Annotated in this window: 10 protein-coding genes; 3 read left to right on the forward strand and 7 right to left on the reverse strand. The window is 57.6% G+C overall.

Annotated features, from left to right (window positions below; translation table 11 throughout):
- A complete protein-coding gene (locus tag C1N56_RS02290; RefSeq protein WP_343464155.1) occupies positions 1–1,491 on the forward strand; it encodes a UxaA family hydrolase in 1,491 nt (496 codons plus the stop codon).
- A gap of 46 nt (positions 1,492–1,537) precedes the next feature.
- Here C1N56_RS02290 and sstT read toward each other — a convergent pair whose 3' ends face one another.
- The 3 genes from sstT to C1N56_RS02305 form a co-directional block, all read right to left on the reverse strand.
- Positions 1,538–2,773 carry a serine/threonine transporter SstT gene (gene sstT, locus C1N56_RS02295; protein ID WP_343464156.1) on the reverse strand — a complete coding sequence of 412 codons (1,236 nt, stop codon included), beginning with the start codon at positions 2,771–2,773 and terminating at the stop codon, positions 1,538–1,540.
- A 228-nt stretch (positions 2,774–3,001) separates the two neighbouring features.
- Positions 3,002–3,973 (reverse strand): TerC family protein, encoded by a 972-nt coding sequence (locus C1N56_RS02300; protein WP_343464157.1) that lies wholly within the window; start codon positions 3,971–3,973, stop codon positions 3,002–3,004.
- 255 nt (positions 3,974–4,228) lie between these two features.
- Positions 4,229–5,215 (reverse strand): Gfo/Idh/MocA family protein, encoded by a 987-nt coding sequence (locus tag C1N56_RS02305; protein WP_241798596.1) that lies wholly within the window; start codon positions 5,213–5,215, stop codon positions 4,229–4,231.
- Positions 5,216–5,352: 137 nt separating this feature from the next.
- Between C1N56_RS02305 and C1N56_RS02310 the strand changes: the two genes are divergently transcribed.
- Positions 5,353–7,041, forward strand: coding sequence for a chloride channel protein (locus C1N56_RS02310; RefSeq protein ID WP_241798597.1), 1,689 nt, complete (start codon positions 5,353–5,355; stop codon positions 7,039–7,041).
- Here the strand turns inward: C1N56_RS02310 and C1N56_RS02315 are convergent.
- Entirely contained in the window at positions 7,038–7,538 is a 501-nt protein-coding gene (locus C1N56_RS02315) for a M48 family metallopeptidase (protein WP_394517046.1), read from the reverse strand. The genes C1N56_RS02310 and C1N56_RS02315 overlap by 4 nt on opposite strands.
- Before the next feature lie 81 nt (positions 7,539–7,619).
- Here C1N56_RS02315 and rlmG point away from each other — a divergent pair, with 81 nt between their 5' ends.
- The gene (gene rlmG, locus C1N56_RS02320; protein WP_058771320.1) at positions 7,620–8,738 is read left to right on the forward strand and encodes a 23S rRNA (guanine(1835)-N(2))-methyltransferase RlmG; all 1,119 of its coding nucleotides are present in this window, start codon (positions 7,620–7,622) and stop codon (positions 8,736–8,738) included.
- On the opposite strand, the gene C1N56_RS02325 is transcribed toward rlmG, so the two are convergent.
- The 3 genes from C1N56_RS02325 to C1N56_RS02335 all read right to left on the reverse strand — a co-directional run bounded on the left by C1N56_RS02325 (position 8,739) and on the right by C1N56_RS02335 (position 15,464).
- On the reverse strand, positions 8,739–10,745 hold the full coding sequence (locus C1N56_RS02325) for an NADPH-dependent 2,4-dienoyl-CoA reductase (protein ID WP_152390413.1): 2,007 nt from the start codon (positions 10,743–10,745) through the stop codon (positions 8,739–8,741).
- Between the two features lie 318 nt (positions 10,746–11,063).
- Positions 11,064–11,687, reverse strand: coding sequence for a response regulator transcription factor (locus tag C1N56_RS02330; protein ID WP_021509694.1), 624 nt, complete (start codon positions 11,685–11,687; stop codon positions 11,064–11,066).
- Positions 11,688–11,786: 99 nt separating this feature from the next.
- Positions 11,787–15,464 (reverse strand): ATP-binding protein, encoded by a 3,678-nt coding sequence (locus tag C1N56_RS02335; RefSeq protein ID WP_394517047.1) that lies wholly within the window; start codon positions 15,462–15,464, stop codon positions 11,787–11,789.
- Between the last annotated feature and the right edge of the window lie 250 nt (positions 15,465–15,714).

The raw sequence follows: 15,714 nt of genomic DNA on the forward strand, positions 1-15,714 counted from the left end.
ATGCAACAGGCAATCAAAATACATTCACGCGACAACGTCGCCGTGGCGCTGCAGGATCTGGCGGCTGGCACCCAGGTTATCGTCACAGAACAGCGGATTACGCTGCAGCAGGATATCGGGCGCGGCCACAAGTTTGCGCTGCAACCGCTCATCAGTGGCGAGCAGGTGATTAAGTATGGGTTGCCGATTGCCCATGCCACTCAGCCGATCGCCGTCGGCGAGCTGATTCACTCCAGCAACGCGCGCACCAATCTGAGCGATGTCGACGAGTACGTATACCAGCCGGAACACCTCACGCTGCCACCGCAGGCGGCGGATCGTGAGGTGCAGATTTATCGTCGCGCCACGGGCGAGGTTGGCATTCGTAACGAGCTGTGGATTTTACCGACCGTCGGCTGCGTGAACGGCATCGCCCGGCAGATTGTGTCACGCTTTCTCCGGGAGAGTGACGACGCGGCCGGCATCGACGGCGTGCACCTGTTCAGCCATCCCTTCGGCTGTTCACAGCTGGGGCAGGATCACGAAAATACCCGCACCATGCTGCAAAATATGGTGCGTCATCCCAATGCTGGCGCGGTGCTGGTGATTGGACTCGGCTGCGAAAACAATCAGGTCGATATCTTTCGCGACACGCTGGGCGGCTTTGACAGCGAACGTGTGCAGTTTATGGAGTGTCAGAAGCAGGATGATGAAGTGGAAGCCGGCCTGCAGCGGTTGCATGCGCTGTACAACGTGATGCGTCACGACCGCCGCCAGCCGGGCAAACTGAGCGAGCTGAAGTTTGGTCTCGAATGCGGTGGCTCGGACGGCTTTTCCGGCATCACCGCCAATCCGCTGCTCGGCTGTTTCTCTGACCAGATGATCGCCAACGGCGGCACCACGGTGCTGACCGAAGTACCGGAGATGTTTGGTGCCGAGCGCATCCTGATGAGCCGCTGCCGTGATGCGGCGATTTTCGACAAAACGGTGGCGATGATTAACGACTTCAAGCGCTACTTTATCGATCATCAGCAGCCGATTTATGAAAATCCATCGCCGGGCAACAAGGCGGGCGGCATCACCACGCTGGAGGAGAAGTCGCTGGGCTGTACGCAAAAAGCCGGGCAGAGTCAGGTGGTGGATGTGCTGAAATACGGTGAGCGGCTGCGCACGCCGGGGCTCAATTTGCTCAGCGCGCCCGGTAATGATGCGGTCGCCACCAGCGCGCTGGCCGGAGCCGGCTGCCATATGGTGCTGTTTACCACCGGGCGCGGCACGCCGTATGGCGGCTTTGTGCCCACCGTGAAAATCGCCACCAACACGCCGCTGGCGGAGAAAAAGCCGCACTGGATTGATTTCAATGCCGGACGACTGCTGGAGGGCACCAGCATGGAGACGCTGCTGGCGGAGTTTGTTGAGACTATTGTGGCAATTGCGAACGGCCAGCCGGCGCGCAATGAAGCTAATGATTTCCGCGAGCTGGCGATCTTCAAGAGTGGCGTGACGCTTTAAAGCGGCAGCGGTTAAAGCGCGGCACCGGTGGGTGCCGCGAAACGGGTTAACCGGCGGTACGTGGCTGACGTTCCGCTTCTGCCTGACATACGGCGGCGGTAAACAGAATGTCGGTTGAGGAGTTGAGTGCGGTTTCGGCGGAATCCTGCAGTACGCCGATGATAAAACCGACCGCAACCACCTGCATCGCCAGATCGTTAGGAATGCCAAACATGTTGCAGGCAACCGGAATCAGCAGCAGCGAACCGCCCGCCACGCCGGACGCACCGCAGGCACACAGCGAGGCGACAAGGCTCAGCAGAATAGCGGTGGGCACGTCCACGGCAATGCCCAGCGTGTGCACCGCAGCCAGCGTCAGTACGGTAATGGTGATTGATGCGCCCGCCATGCTGATGGTCGCGCCCAGCGGAATCGATACCGAATAAGTGTCTTCATCCAGATTCAGGCGTTTGGCCAGCGCCATGTTGACCGGAATATTCGCCGCCGAGCTGCGGGTAAAGAACGCCGTCACGCCGCTTTCGCGCAGGCAGGTAAACACCAGCGGATAAGGATTGCGGCGGATTTTCTGAAACACCAGCATCGGGTTGACCACCAGCGCCATAATCAGCATGCAGCCAATCAGCAGTGTCAGCAGGTGGGCATACTGCCACAGCGCGCCGAAGCCGGTTGAGGCCAGAATCGATGCCACCAGGCCAAAAATGCCCAGCGGCGCGCAGCGAATCACACAGCGCACCACCCAGGTCGCGGCATTCGACGCGTCATTCAGGAAGGCTTTGCTGCTCGGGCTGGCATGACGAAACGCCAGGCCAAGACCAACCGCCCACACCAGAATGCCAATGTAGTTGGCGTTCATCAGCGCTTCAATCGGATTGGCGACCATGCTCATCAGCAGGCCGTGCAGCACTTCGGTGATGCCGGACGGCGGGGTGATTTCGGTCGTACCGACATTCATCGATAACGTCTGCGGGAACAGATGGCTGAAAATTACCGCGACCACCGCCGCGAAGAAGGTACTGAGCAGATACAGCATAATGATCGGGCGAATTCTGGTTTTTTGCCCCTGCTGATGGTTGGCAATCGAAGAGATCACCAGCACCAGCACCAGCAGCGGTGCCACGGCTTTCAGCGCGCGCACGAACAGTTCGCCCAGCAGACCGACGGCTAACGCGGCATCGCGTGAAAGCCACGCCAGCGCCACGCCGGCAACCAGGCCAATCATGATTTGTTTTACCAGACTGCCTGAGAACAGGATGCCCAGCGGTCGAAGAAGATTATTTAGCATATTACGGTCTTTTTATTGCGGTATGAGTGTTGTGCGCGGTTGCTCCGCGCCAAACGGTTTGCCCGGCGGAGTATAAGGAAAAGAGCTGACGAGAAAAGAGATAATTCTGCCGGTGCGCGCCAGATCGGTTTTTTGATCTGCTGATGACAGGAAGTGTGACAGAGATATGAAACGCGAAGGTTGGCGCTGGCGAAACAAAGCAGGGGCGATTAGCGCCCCTGCAGAAGATTATCGTGAGATGCCTTTCTGGTCGTTTCTGTGGTTTACCCAGACGTTAATTAGCAGCGTACCGCCGAGAATTACGCCGACCACCGTCAGCGAGATCGCCACCGGAATGTGATAGAACTCGACGATCAGCATCTTGATACCGATAAATACCAGCACGATCGCCAGACCATACTTCAGCATCGAGAAGCGCTCTGCCACGTTGGCCAGCAGGAAGTACATGGCGCGCAGGCCAAGGATAGCGAACAGGTTAGAGGTCAGCACGATGAACGGGTCGGTAGTGACGGCAAAAATAGCCGGAATACTGTCGACAGCGAAAATCACATCGCTCAGCTCCACCATAATCAGCACCAGCAGCAGCGGTGTGGCAAACAGCACGCCGTTTTTGCGGGTGAAGAACTTTTCGCCATGCAGTTCATCGGTCATGCGCAGATGCTTACGCAGCCAGCGCACCACCGGCTTATCGCCGACGGCAGCGTCATCGTCCTCTTTCGCGAAGGCCATTTTGATGCCGGTAAACAGCAGGAAAGCGCCGAAGATGTAGAGGATCCAGCTGAACTGTGTGACCAGCCAGCTGCCGGCAAAGATCATGATGGTACGCAGCACAATCGCGCCCAGCACGCCGTAAATCAGCACGCGGCGCTGAAGATTAGACGGAATGGCGAAGTAGCTGAACAGCATCAGCCAGACGAAGACGTTATCGACCGCCAGCGCTTTTTCCAGTACGTAACCCGTCAGGAAAGCCAGGGTTTGCGCCGTCGCGACTTCGCGCCCGGCGCTGCCGTCGAGATACCACCAGAACGCGGCGGCAAACAGCAGAGAAACGGAGATCCACACCAGCGACCAGACGGCAGCCTGTTTGAATGACATGGTTTGTGCGCCGCGTCGTCCCTGTAAGAAGAGATCGATCGCCAGCATGATGAGCACGACGACAGCGAAGCTGCCCCAGAGTAACGGTGTGCCTACAGAGTGCATAGTCGTATCCTGTCCTGAAAATGAAAAAACGGCTGAGTCAGAAGACGTCAGCCGCTTTATAGAGCTGCAAGCAAACCTCGCCTTCCGGCAAGGTCTCACTTACAACACAGAATCAATTCCGGGTTGCCTGACGACCGGATGCGCTACGCATCGTAATGACGATCGGTCAGCTTACAAGTTACTCCCCTTTGCTGCCGCCAACATACGTGCAAGCGCGAGCAGATTCAATGGGGGAGCTGTAATATTTTGCAATATTTACACTTCTTTCCGATCCGCCGGAAACACCACGCCGGTCTGGCGACGAATCTCTGTCAGCAACCGGGCGGTAATTCGTGACACCTCCAGCGCAGGGTGCTCCACCTGGCGCGTTTCCACCAGCCGGGCGAAGGTCTCTGCTTCATACAGCATAGTATTGATGTGCTGAGGCTGCGTCAGGTTCTGGCTCTCGCCGCCGCGCGGAATCAGGCGCAGCTGCTGGCACTCGGAAATTTTCTCTATCACCAGCGAGCCGGCTTCGCCCTGGATTTCGCTGGGAACCTGTGAATCACTGACTTTCGAGTGCAGCAGCGTGACGTCGAAATCGCCGTAGTCCAGCACTACCACGCCGTGCGCATCGACGCCGCTTGCCAGCAGCGAGGCCTCAGCTTTCACCTGCTGCGGCGCGCCCCACAGGGTAACGGCAGCGGCGAGGCAGTAGTAGCCGATATCCATGATCGAACCGTTGGACCAGCGCGGGTTGAAGGTATTTGGGTTCTCACCGTCGAGATAGCGCTGATAGCGTGACGAGTACTGACAGTAGTTGAACAGCGCTTTGCGCAGCGTGCCCAGCTGCGGCAGTGCCTGTTGCAGGCGCAGGAACGTCGGCAGACTGGCGGTTTTGAACGCCTCAAACAGCACCACCTGATGCTGACGCGCACAGGCAATCATCGCCTCAGCTTCACGCAGGTTAGAGGCCAGCGGTTTTTCGCAGATGACGTGTTTGCCGTGCGACATGAACAGCAGCGCCTGCTCACAGTGCAGCGCATTGGGGCTGGCGATATACACCGCGTCGATTTCCGCACTTGCCGCCAGCGCCTCGAGTGAGGTAAAGGTCAGCGGACAGGGATAATCCGCGACAAAGGCGTCGGCCTGCTGCTGGCTGCGTGAATAGACGGCGCTCAGTTTCATTTTGCCGCTCTCGTGCGCGGCGTCGATAAACTGGCGGGTGATCCAGTTGGTTCCCACAATGGCAAAACGTATCACGGCTGGCTCTCCTGCACTTTGAAAGCGGCAGAGTAGCATGTTCCCTGGCGGCGCAGGCAGGCGAAATTTGATCCTGCGATCCGCATTCCAATATGATGATGCCAAACCCTTTTTTAACCGACATGCGGGGACGCCGGGTGAGCGGAAGCAAACACGCACTGAACTGGACCACACTGCTGATCGCCATTCCGGTGGGCCTGGTGGCCTCACTGGTCACGCTGGCGTTTCGCGGCATCATCGATCTCATCAATCATTTGCTGTTTCACAGCGACAGCGAAATCACGGTCGCGATGCACGTCTGGCCGTGGATCTTCTGGCCGCTGCTGGTGGGGGCGGGCGGGCTGCTGGCCGGCTGGTTCCTGCGCTACGCGGTGGCGATTGAGCAGCAGGAGACGGTGAAAACCGATTACCTTGAAGTGATTAACGCGCGGCTGGATGCGGTGCCCACCAAAACCTCGCTGTTTCGCGCACTGTCGTCGATTGCCAGTATCGGCAGCGGGGCGTCGATTGGTAAAGAGGGGCCGATGGTGCAGCTGTCGGCGCTGAGCGGCAGCCTGCTGGGGCGCTGGCTGCCAGCGTCCCTCAATATGCGCAACAGTGACATCGTCGCGATGGCGGCGGCCGCCGGTCTGTCGTCGGTGTATCACGCCCCGCTGGCGTCGGCGATTTTTGTCGCGGAAATTGCGTTTGGTATCTCTGCGCTACAGCGGCTGATTCCGCTGATTATCGCCTCGGCTGTGGCGGTGATGACCATGTGGTCACTGGGCTTTCGCAGCGCGCTCTATCCGCTCTCCGACACGCTGTTTCAGATGGATCTCACCAGCCTGCTGATGACGGTAATCATTGGTTTTACTGCGGGTGTGGCGGGCTGGCTATTGATCAAGCTGATTGCGCGCAGCAAAGCGTTGTTCAGCCGCGTGCGCTCGCTGCCGCTCAGGCTGGGCGCAGGCGGCTTTGCGGTTGGCTTACTGGCGCTGATCTCCACCGATATCCTTGGTAACGGCTATGAAGTGATCGTGAAAATCATTGAAGGCAACTATCTGCTGGCGGGTCTGCTCGGCCTGCTGGTGCTGAAAATGCTGGCGACCACGCTCTCGGTTGGCTCCAACGCGGTAGGCGGCCTGTTCACGCCCTCATTATTGATTGGTGCGCTGCTCGGCGTGGCGCTGGCGCAGACTGGCGTGCTGCTGCATCTGCCGGTGGGCAATACGCTGCTGTATGCGGCGGTGGGTATGGCGGCGGTGCTGGCGGCGGTCAGTCAGGCGCCGCTGATGGCGATGCTGATGGTGCTGGAGATGACGCTCAACAGTAGCCTGCTGTTCCCACTGATGATCGCTTCGGTACTGGCGTCAATGCTGGTCTACCGGCTGCAGTCCGCCAGCACCTATCCGGTGGTAAGCCATCACCTTAATCGTTCAGAAGCGAAATATGATTTTGATAATATGCGGGTTGATCAGCTGATTATCCCCGGCGCGGCGCTGCAGCCGGCGGAATCGGTCGGGCAGGCGCTGGCGGTGAGTTCACTCAAGCGCGAGCGCTACGTTTACGTCATTAATCAGGCCGGTCAGTTTCTTGGCGTAGTATCAATTCATGACATTTCGCGCAAAGTGCTGGCACAGGAGATCACGCTGGATTCGCCGGTCAGCAGCGTGATGGATGATAATTTCCCCTGCATTTACCAGTACCAGAGCATGCGTGAAGGCTGGGAGGCGTTTGCACGCGTGACGCTGGAGCGTTTACCGGTGCTGAATAATGCGCAGGAGCGTCGCTTCCTTGGCGCATTGACCAAAACCAGTCTGATCCAGAAAGCGCAGGAGTTTCTTTAGGCCGCGTTGCCGCGCAGCGCCTGTTCGGTCATCCACAGGCGCGCGTCGAACTCCAGCTGGTGGTAGTTCGGTTCCATGTGGCAGCACAGCTGATAAAAGGCTTTGCTGTGATCTTTCTCTTTCAGGTGCGCCAGTTCGTGCACCACGATCATGCGCAGAAAGGGTTCCGGCGCGAGGCGGAAAAAGGTCGAGATGCGAATTTCGGCCTTGGCTTTCAGGTTACCGCCTTGCACGCGGGAAATGGCGGTATGCAGGCCAAGTGCATGCTTCATCACTTTGATTTTATTATCCCAGATGACCTTGCTCACCGGCGGCGCGCTGCGCATATAGCGGTTTTTAAGCGCCTGCGTGTAGTCATACAGCGCGCGGTCGCTGACGACGTCGTGCGTATCGGGATAGCGCTGCTGCAAAAAGGCGGCTAATCGCTGATTATCAATCAGCACTTGCACCTGTTCGAGGATGTTTTCAGGGTAACCCTGCAGATAGATTAATGACATTGGGATTCCCGACGAAAGACAGTATACTGCGCCCCCTTTTCAGGGCGAAAATCGCGCAAAGTGTACCACGCCGGAGATTCCATGAGCCAACTTGAACTGACCGATCGCACGCTGACGCTTCAGCGCTTCCCGCCGATGCGCGAAGAGAGCCCGCTACAGGCGTGGGACGCCGCAGATGAATATTTGCTGCAGCAGGCGCTGCCGGCAGGCCCGGTGCTGGTATTCAATGACAGCTTTGGCGCGCTGACCTGCGGGCTGAACGATCGGGAAATCTGGCACGTCAGCGACTCGTGGCTCAGCCAGCAGGCCGCCCGGCAGAATCTGCGTCTCAACGGTCTGGATGAAGCGTCGGTACACTTTCTTGATAGCCTGGCGCCGTTGCCGGCTGCCCCGGCGGCGGTACTGATTAAGCTGCCCAAAGCGCTGGCGCTGCTTGAGCACCAGCTGCGCGCGCTGCGGACGGTCGTCACGCCGGATACCCTGATTCTGGCGGCCGGCAAAGCCAAAGATATCCATAATTCCACGCTGCAGCTGTTTGAACGCATTCTCGGTGAGAGCAAAACCTCACTGGCGTGGAAAAAAGCGCGTCTGATTTACAGCCATTTCAGCGCGCCGGCGCTGGCGGACGTGCCGGCGACCACCGTGTGGCCGCTCGACGAGACGCCGTATCATATCCACAATCACGCCAATGTGTTCGCCCGCGCGGCGCTGGATATTGGCGCGCGCTTCTTTCTGCAACACCTGCCGCACGATATTGAGGGCGAAATCGTCGATCTCGGCTGCGGTAACGGCGTGATCGGCCTGCAGGCACTGGAACAGAATCCGCAGGCCGAGGTGCTGTTCGTCGATGAATCTTACATGGCGGTGGCTTCCAGCCAGCTTAACGTTGAGCTCAACCGGCCACAGGATCTGGCGCGCTGCCAGTTTCGGGTTAACAACGTGCTGAGCGGTTTTCCGTCGGACCGGCTGCATGCGGTGCTGTGCAATCCGCCGTTCCATCAGCAGCACGCGGTGACCGACCACCTGGCGTGGCAGATGCTGCGTGACGCCAAACGCTGCCTGCAGTATGGCGGCGAGCTGCGCATCGTCGGCAACCGCCACCTTGGCTATCATCAGAAAATGAAGAAGCTGTTTGGCAACTGCGAGCTGGTGGCCTCTAACGCCAAATTTGTGGTGCTGCGTTCGGTCAAGCTGCGTTAATCACAGGCTGAGCGCCAGTTCGGTGGCCTGAGCAATGGCGCGCCGTGCATCCAGCTCCTGCGCGACGTCGGCACCGCCGATCAGCCGCACGGCTTTGCCGCGTGCGGCCAGCGCCTGCGCCAGCGTACGCAGCGGTTCCTGACCGGCGCAAATCACGACGTTATCTACCGCCAGCGTCAGCGCTTCCCCCTGATGGCGCAGGTGCAGCCCGTCATCATCAATCTTCAGATACTCGACATCGCCCCACATCTGCACGCCGTGCGCCTGCAGGCTGGCGCGATGGATCCAGCCGGTGGTTTTCGCCAGCCCGGCGCCCGGCTTGCCGGATTTACGCTGCAGCAGCCAGATCTGGCGATCGGCAGGAGCCGGCTGTGGACGCACTAAACCGCCGCGCGCCTGCAGGCTGCGATCGATGCCCCAGCTTTGGTAGAAGTCTTCCTCGCGATCGGCGTGCTGCAGCAGAAACTCCGCGGTGTCGAAACCAATGCCGCCGGCACCGATAATCGCCACGCGCCGGCCAACCGGTTTTTTGTCGCGTATCACCTCGAGATAGCTCAGCACGCTGGGGTGATCGATGCCCGGAATCGCCAGCTGGCGCGGTGTGATGCCGGTCGCGATGATGACTTCATCCGCCTGTTCCAGTTCGTCGGCGCTGACGCGATGATTCAGGCACAGCTCAACACCTGCGGCTGCCAGCTGATGGCGGAAATAGCGCAGCGTTTCGCTGAACTCCGCCTTGCCGGGGATCTGGCGGGCAATATTAAACTGGCCGCCAATCTGCGCATCGGCTTCATACAGGGTGACGTGATGGCCGCGCTGCGCCGCCTGCAGCGCGAACGCCATACCGGCCGGACCGGCACCTACCACCGCCAGGCGTTTTGGCTGCGCGGCGGCGATGACCGGCATCAGCGTTTCATGACAGGCGCGCGGATTGACCAGGCAGGAAGTGACCTTGCCGGCAAAGATTTGATCGAGACAGGCCTGATTACAGGCGATGCAGGTATTGATGGCGTCGGGCTGGCCCGCCTGCGCTTTGCTGACAAACGCGGCATCGGCAAGAAATGGCCGCGCCATCGACACCATGTCGGCAATACCGTCGCGCACAATCTCCTCCGCTACCTGAGGATGATTGATACGGTTGGTAGCGATAACCGGTACGCTGACGTGCTGGCGCAGATGCTGCGTGACCCAGGCGAAACCGGCACGCGGCACGCAGGTGGCAATGGTGGGAATGCGTGCTTCATGCCAGCCAATGCCGCTGTTGAACAGCGTCACGCCGCGTTGCTCCAGCGCCGTGGCAAGCTGCAGCGTCTCCTGCAGTGAGCTGCCGTTATTCACCAGGTCGAGCATCGACAGGCGAAAAATAATGATGAAGGCTTCGCCGACGGCGGCGCGCACCGCCTGCGTCACTTCCAGTGCAAAGCGCTGCCGCCGCGCCACATCACCGCCCCAGCCGTCGTCGCGCTGATTGGTATGGGCGACCAGGAACTGATTAATCAGGTAGCCTTCGGAACCCATGATTTCGACACCGTCGTAACCGGCCTGCTGCGCCAGCCGGGCGCAGCGCGCGAAATCCGCGATGGTTTGTTCAATCTGCGCTTCGCTCAGTGCCTGCGGTGTAAACGGGTTGATGGGCGCCTGTAACGCCGAGGGCGCCACCAGATCGCGCTGATAGCTGTAACGTCCGGCGTGCAGGATCTGCAGCGCAATTTTGCCCCCCTGTGCATGTACCGCATCGGTTATCTGGCGGTGCCAGCCGCACTGGGTTTCGTCTGTGAGCATGGCTCCGCCCTGCGCCACCACGCCCTGCGCATTGGGCGCGATGCCGCCGGTCACAATCAGCGCAACGCCTTCCCGGGCGCGCTCGGCGTAGAAGGCAGCGAGGCGCTGAGCGCCATCAGCATGCTCTTCCAGACCGGTGTGCATTGAGCCCATCAGGAAACGGTTTTTCAGTTGCGTAAAGCCCAGATCCAGCGGGGCAAACAGATGCGGATAACGCTCAGTCATGATCACTTACTCAGTGAGTGGTCGGATGAGTGAACTCTAGCGGGAAAAGTGCGGGCTGGAAATTTGCGGCGCTCAGCCTGTGAGAAACATCAAAAAAAAGCAGGGCGGCAAGTCGCAGACGAAAGTATCGGACCACTTTCGCCAGGCTCGGGAAGAAACCTGCGCGCCCTGTAATGGCATGAAGATTGGGCTAATAAATTAGCTCTGTGGTTATAAATTCCTGTATGACTCAATCTCTATAACAATCCCGGGTGAGGACGAGGTGATGATGCCATGCCTCAGTCGAATTAATCCGCAAGACTGGTCTTGATTTTGGCTTCAGCAGGCACCGTTTCGCCGTGCCAGTTCGATAATATCGACCAGATTCTTTGATTCGAGCTTTTGAAAAATTTTAGTTTTATAAGTACTGATAGTTTTGTTATTTAATCCTAATTCACAGGCAATGATTTTATTGGATTTTCCCTGCGCCAGCTGACGTAAAATAAGCGTTTCCCGCTCGGTCAGGCGCGACAGCATATCCTGTTCATTAACATAACGCTGGCGCCGGTCAAGAATATCGCCGGGCAGATAATTTACATTGTTAAATACGCAGCCAATGGCGGCGATCAGCGTCTGAATCGGATCGTATTTCGACACGAAGCCGTTAGCACCCTGACTAAGCGATTGTATAAGCAGGTGATTGTTACTGCTCTGACTGAGCAGAATGACTTTCATCCAGGTTTTAGATTTTACGATATCGCGTAAAAAGGCGATGCCATTTTTCTCTTTGAAATCAGGATCTAAAATCAGGATGTCGATGTGCTGATGAATAACATCGTCAATACCATCATTAATTGTGTTTGCTGTAGTGACACAATTAAAGCCATTCATTAATAATAAAGCCTGCACCCCAGCCGCAACAAGGCGATGCTCATCAACGATGAGAATTTTTGCATTAAACATAGATCTCCCTTTTACGACACCGATATGATGGCGCTGGCGGACATTATGTCTGGCGGCTTATCCCGGCGAACCGAGAAATGTCTTGATAAGATTATGTTTTTATAAAACCTGCTGATTTTTCAGCCGATATTGTTCAAAGATAATTAATGTTTCATTGACGGCGTTAATTTCGCACGCGATGGCGGCAATCAGCTGCGCGACATCGTGTCCTTCCTGCTGGTGTTTCTCCAGCTTGCGCCCCAGCTCCATCAGCGCGCTGGCATTAAGAATACTGGCACCGCCTTTCAGCTTATGGCCAAGCTGTGACAGCGCGTGAGCATCAGTGGTTTGCTGCAGCGCCGCCAGCAATTCATCGTGGCTGGTGCGAATACTTTCCAGCAGGGTGATGCAGCTGGCGGGATCGCGCTCAGCCAGCTGCATCAGCAGCGGCGCAAAAGTCGGAACCGCCACAGGGGCCGGCAGCGCGGCGACGGCGGTATCAGCAACAGGTTGCCCGGTTACGCCGGCTGCAGCCTCGCTGTCAGGCGCGTTTGGCGTGCGGCGCGGACAGTGGGTGATTTGCGCCAGCAACGTATCCAGATTCAGCGGCTTGAACAGACAGTCGTTCATGCCAGCCTGCAGGCAGCGCTGCATGATGTGCTGCTCGGCGGAGGCGGTCAGGCCGTATAGCGTGATCGGCGGCAGATGATGGTGGCGTTCATGCTGGCGCAGCGCCTGGGCAAATTCAAACCCGTTCATACCGGGCATATTGCAGTCGGTAATGATCAAGTCAAAGCGCAGCGGATCCTGCTGCCACAGTTTCAGCGCTTCGACGGCGCTTTCGCTCACCACCACCTGATGGCCCGCCAGCTCCAGCTGTTTACCCAGCAGCAGGCGATTAGGCGCATGATCATCAATCACCAGCACTGACAGCTTGTCGGTGACCAGCGGCTGTGACAGATGCGGTTGGGTTTGATCGCGCGGTTCGCCGGCCGGCGCGCGGAAGTAGAAGGAGAACACCGATCCTTCACCTGGCGTACTCTCCACAATCAGTTCGCCATCCAGCAGCTCTGCCAGATTGCGGCAGATGCTCAGGCCAAGACCGGTGCCAATCTGCTGCTGCTGACGTTCACCGACCTGGACAAATGGCTCAAAGATCGCCTGCTGCTGCTCCTCAGTCATGCCGCAGCCGTCATCGCTCACTTCTATGACGAACTCACAACCTTCCTCTTCCTGGCCAATCCCCTGCATCAGCACCACGGTTACGCTGCCGCGATCGGTAAATTTAATGGCGTTACTCAACAGGTTAGACAGGATCTGGTTGATCATCAGCGGATCGGTCTGTACCCAGTAGGCCGCGATGTCCATCTCTACGCGCAGATCGATCCCTTTGCTTTCGGCCTTGTTGCGAAACAGTGTCACCGCCTGATCGATCACATCCGGCAGGTAGACGGTTTCCGGCGTGGGTTGATACTGGCCAGATTCGATCTTTGACAGATCGAGGATATCGCCGATCAGCGACAGCAGCGCACGCGCCGAGCTGTAGGCGACGCGAATATTTTCTGACAGCGTCTCACACGGCTGCGAGCGGGTTTCCAGCTCCAGCAGACCAATGATGGCGTGCAGCGGCGTGCGGATCTCATGACTCATGCTGGCGAGAAACTCACTTTTGGAGCGGTTGGCTTTGTCTGCGGTGTCCTTGGCCAGCTGCAGCTCCTGCAGCAGCGCGTTACGCTCGGTAACATCGACCCAGCCGCCGATCACCCCGGCAACTTCCCCCAGCCGATCGCGAAACGGCAGCGTCCAGTGGTACAGATGGAAGGCCTGCTGGCCAAACATCAGCTGGACGTCGCGCATTACCGCTTCACCATCCAGCAGCGTCTGCTGGTAACCATCTTCGATAGTGTGAATGCTGGCGTTATTGGTGTTGAACACGTCCGACAGTCGTTTGCCAATCACCTCGTCGCGTTTGATGTGCAAAAAGCGCAGATAGGCATTATTACAATCCACCAGCCGCGTTTGCTTATCGCGGATATACATTGCCACCGGCGAGTCATTAAACAGCGTGTGGGTAAAATTGAGCTGATTTTTCAGCGCATTCTCAGCCTGCATACGCTGCTGAATCACTTTGCGCAGATGGTGGTTCCACAGCAGGATCAGCAGAATCAATCCCAGCGATACCGAAACAATCAGCAGAATCGTTTGCTTATAGTTCTGCCACGAGCCGCTGAGAAACGGCGGTTCCGCCTGACGCCACTGCGCCATCAGCTTAAACAGGGTTTCCGGTGGGATGGCCAGCAGCGCTTTATCGAGAATACTGATCAGCGTCTCATTGCCGGGCTCAACGCGCATCACAAAGCGCGCGGGATCGGCGCCCAGCGTACCCTCGACGATCAGCCCGCTGCCAAAATGGTTGCGCAGATGGTAGTCGGCAAAAATTTTCGGCACGATCACCGCATCGACCTTGCGCGCCAGCAGCTGGCGCAGCGCATCCAGCGGACGATCGGTATCGCTCACCGACAGGTGCGGATAGTGCTCCTGCAGCCAGCTTTTCATCAGCGGATTTTTTAGCATCAGCGCCGAACCAAACGGAAAGGTGTCACGTGCCATGATGTTTCCCGGCTGCTGATTGCGGATGATCACCCAATGCGAAACCAGCCACGGACGTGTAATCAGAGCCGGTTGTGCTTCGAACTGTGGCTCCAGAATTTCCAGTGGAAACAGCTTTGGCAAAGGACGTCCGCCGGGGTGTTCATGACTGGCGTGCGCCACAAAATTCAGGCCGGTCTGGCTGGTGATCAGCTCCAGCACGTCCGGCGCCATGCCGCGAAACTGCTCTGCCGGCGTCCGGCTGCTGAGCGGTGCCTGCGCCAGCGGCAAGGTGGTCTCGATGTGAATGTTGTTTTGCAGCCACTGCTCTTCGTCGGCGGTGAGCGCCAGCGGATTGCGTTGCAGTACATGATGGGGATCGAGCTGCCAGCGTTTGGCAATCTGCATGCGGATAGACAGCGGAATCTGCGGCAGCGCCTGGTTGATGGCGTCGGCCAGCGCAGGATACAGCGGACTGATGCCGAAACCGACGTTGAGCGGAATCGTATGCTCATCGGCCAGAATAGTAAGCGCGTTGGCAAACAGATAGCGGTTGAGGTGTGTCAGCGTCGCCGCATTTCCCCAGACGCGCGCCGTCTGACCATAAACGGTGGCGGCGACGGCATCATAGTAGCCCGGGAAACGCACCAGCTGCGCGTTTTCGTATGTCTCTTCCAGGTACTGGCGCTGCAGCGGCGTGCCTGACCAGGCGATTTGCTCGGGCATGCCGTTATTGAGAAAAAGGTCGCTGTCGGTCTTCAATCCCATCACGCTGTAATCCAGCATCCACGGGGCGCTGGCCAGCAGCGGCTGCGACTGTGACGATGGCTGGGCGACGTAAATCGCCAGCATATGCATTTCGCCCTTCAGCACCGCCTGCTGCGCGGCGCTATGACTGGGGAAGTGATAAAGCTCAATGCTGGTCTCCAGCATGCTTTGAATCAGCGACAGGTAGTCGGCGCTCAGGCCTTCGAAGCGGCGCGTATCGGTATCCATATATATCGGTGGCTGTGATTTACCGGCCACTGCGACTTTAATCACTTTATTTCGAAAGGCAGAAGAGATGGGCTCAGCCAGCTGCAGCGCGGGCTGTGCGGTATCGTAACGCGCTAAAAGCTGCAAAGGTTTGACCTGCGCCTGCAGCGCGCCGCCAAAAAAAATAAACAGGACCACGCCCGCCAGACGGATGAAATTAACAGGATTAAACACCGTGCGTTCCTGAAGAAAATAAAGTCATTAATGCCGATAAGGGAAAAGGAGTATAAAGAGATTTTTCCCGCCTGCCTGATCTAATGCCGCATTAAGGATATTTTGCGACCATTCTCGAATGTTTAACTTATTATTAACATTCATGATTTTTTTTAGATATTGCTTTTGCTTTGATTTCAAATATTTCAACGGCTTATCCATAAAATGACCTTTCAAGACAATTCTTATGTGGTCCATTCGCAGAGTTACG

The sequence above is a fragment of the Pantoea sp. SGAir0175 genome (assembly GCF_043547855.1).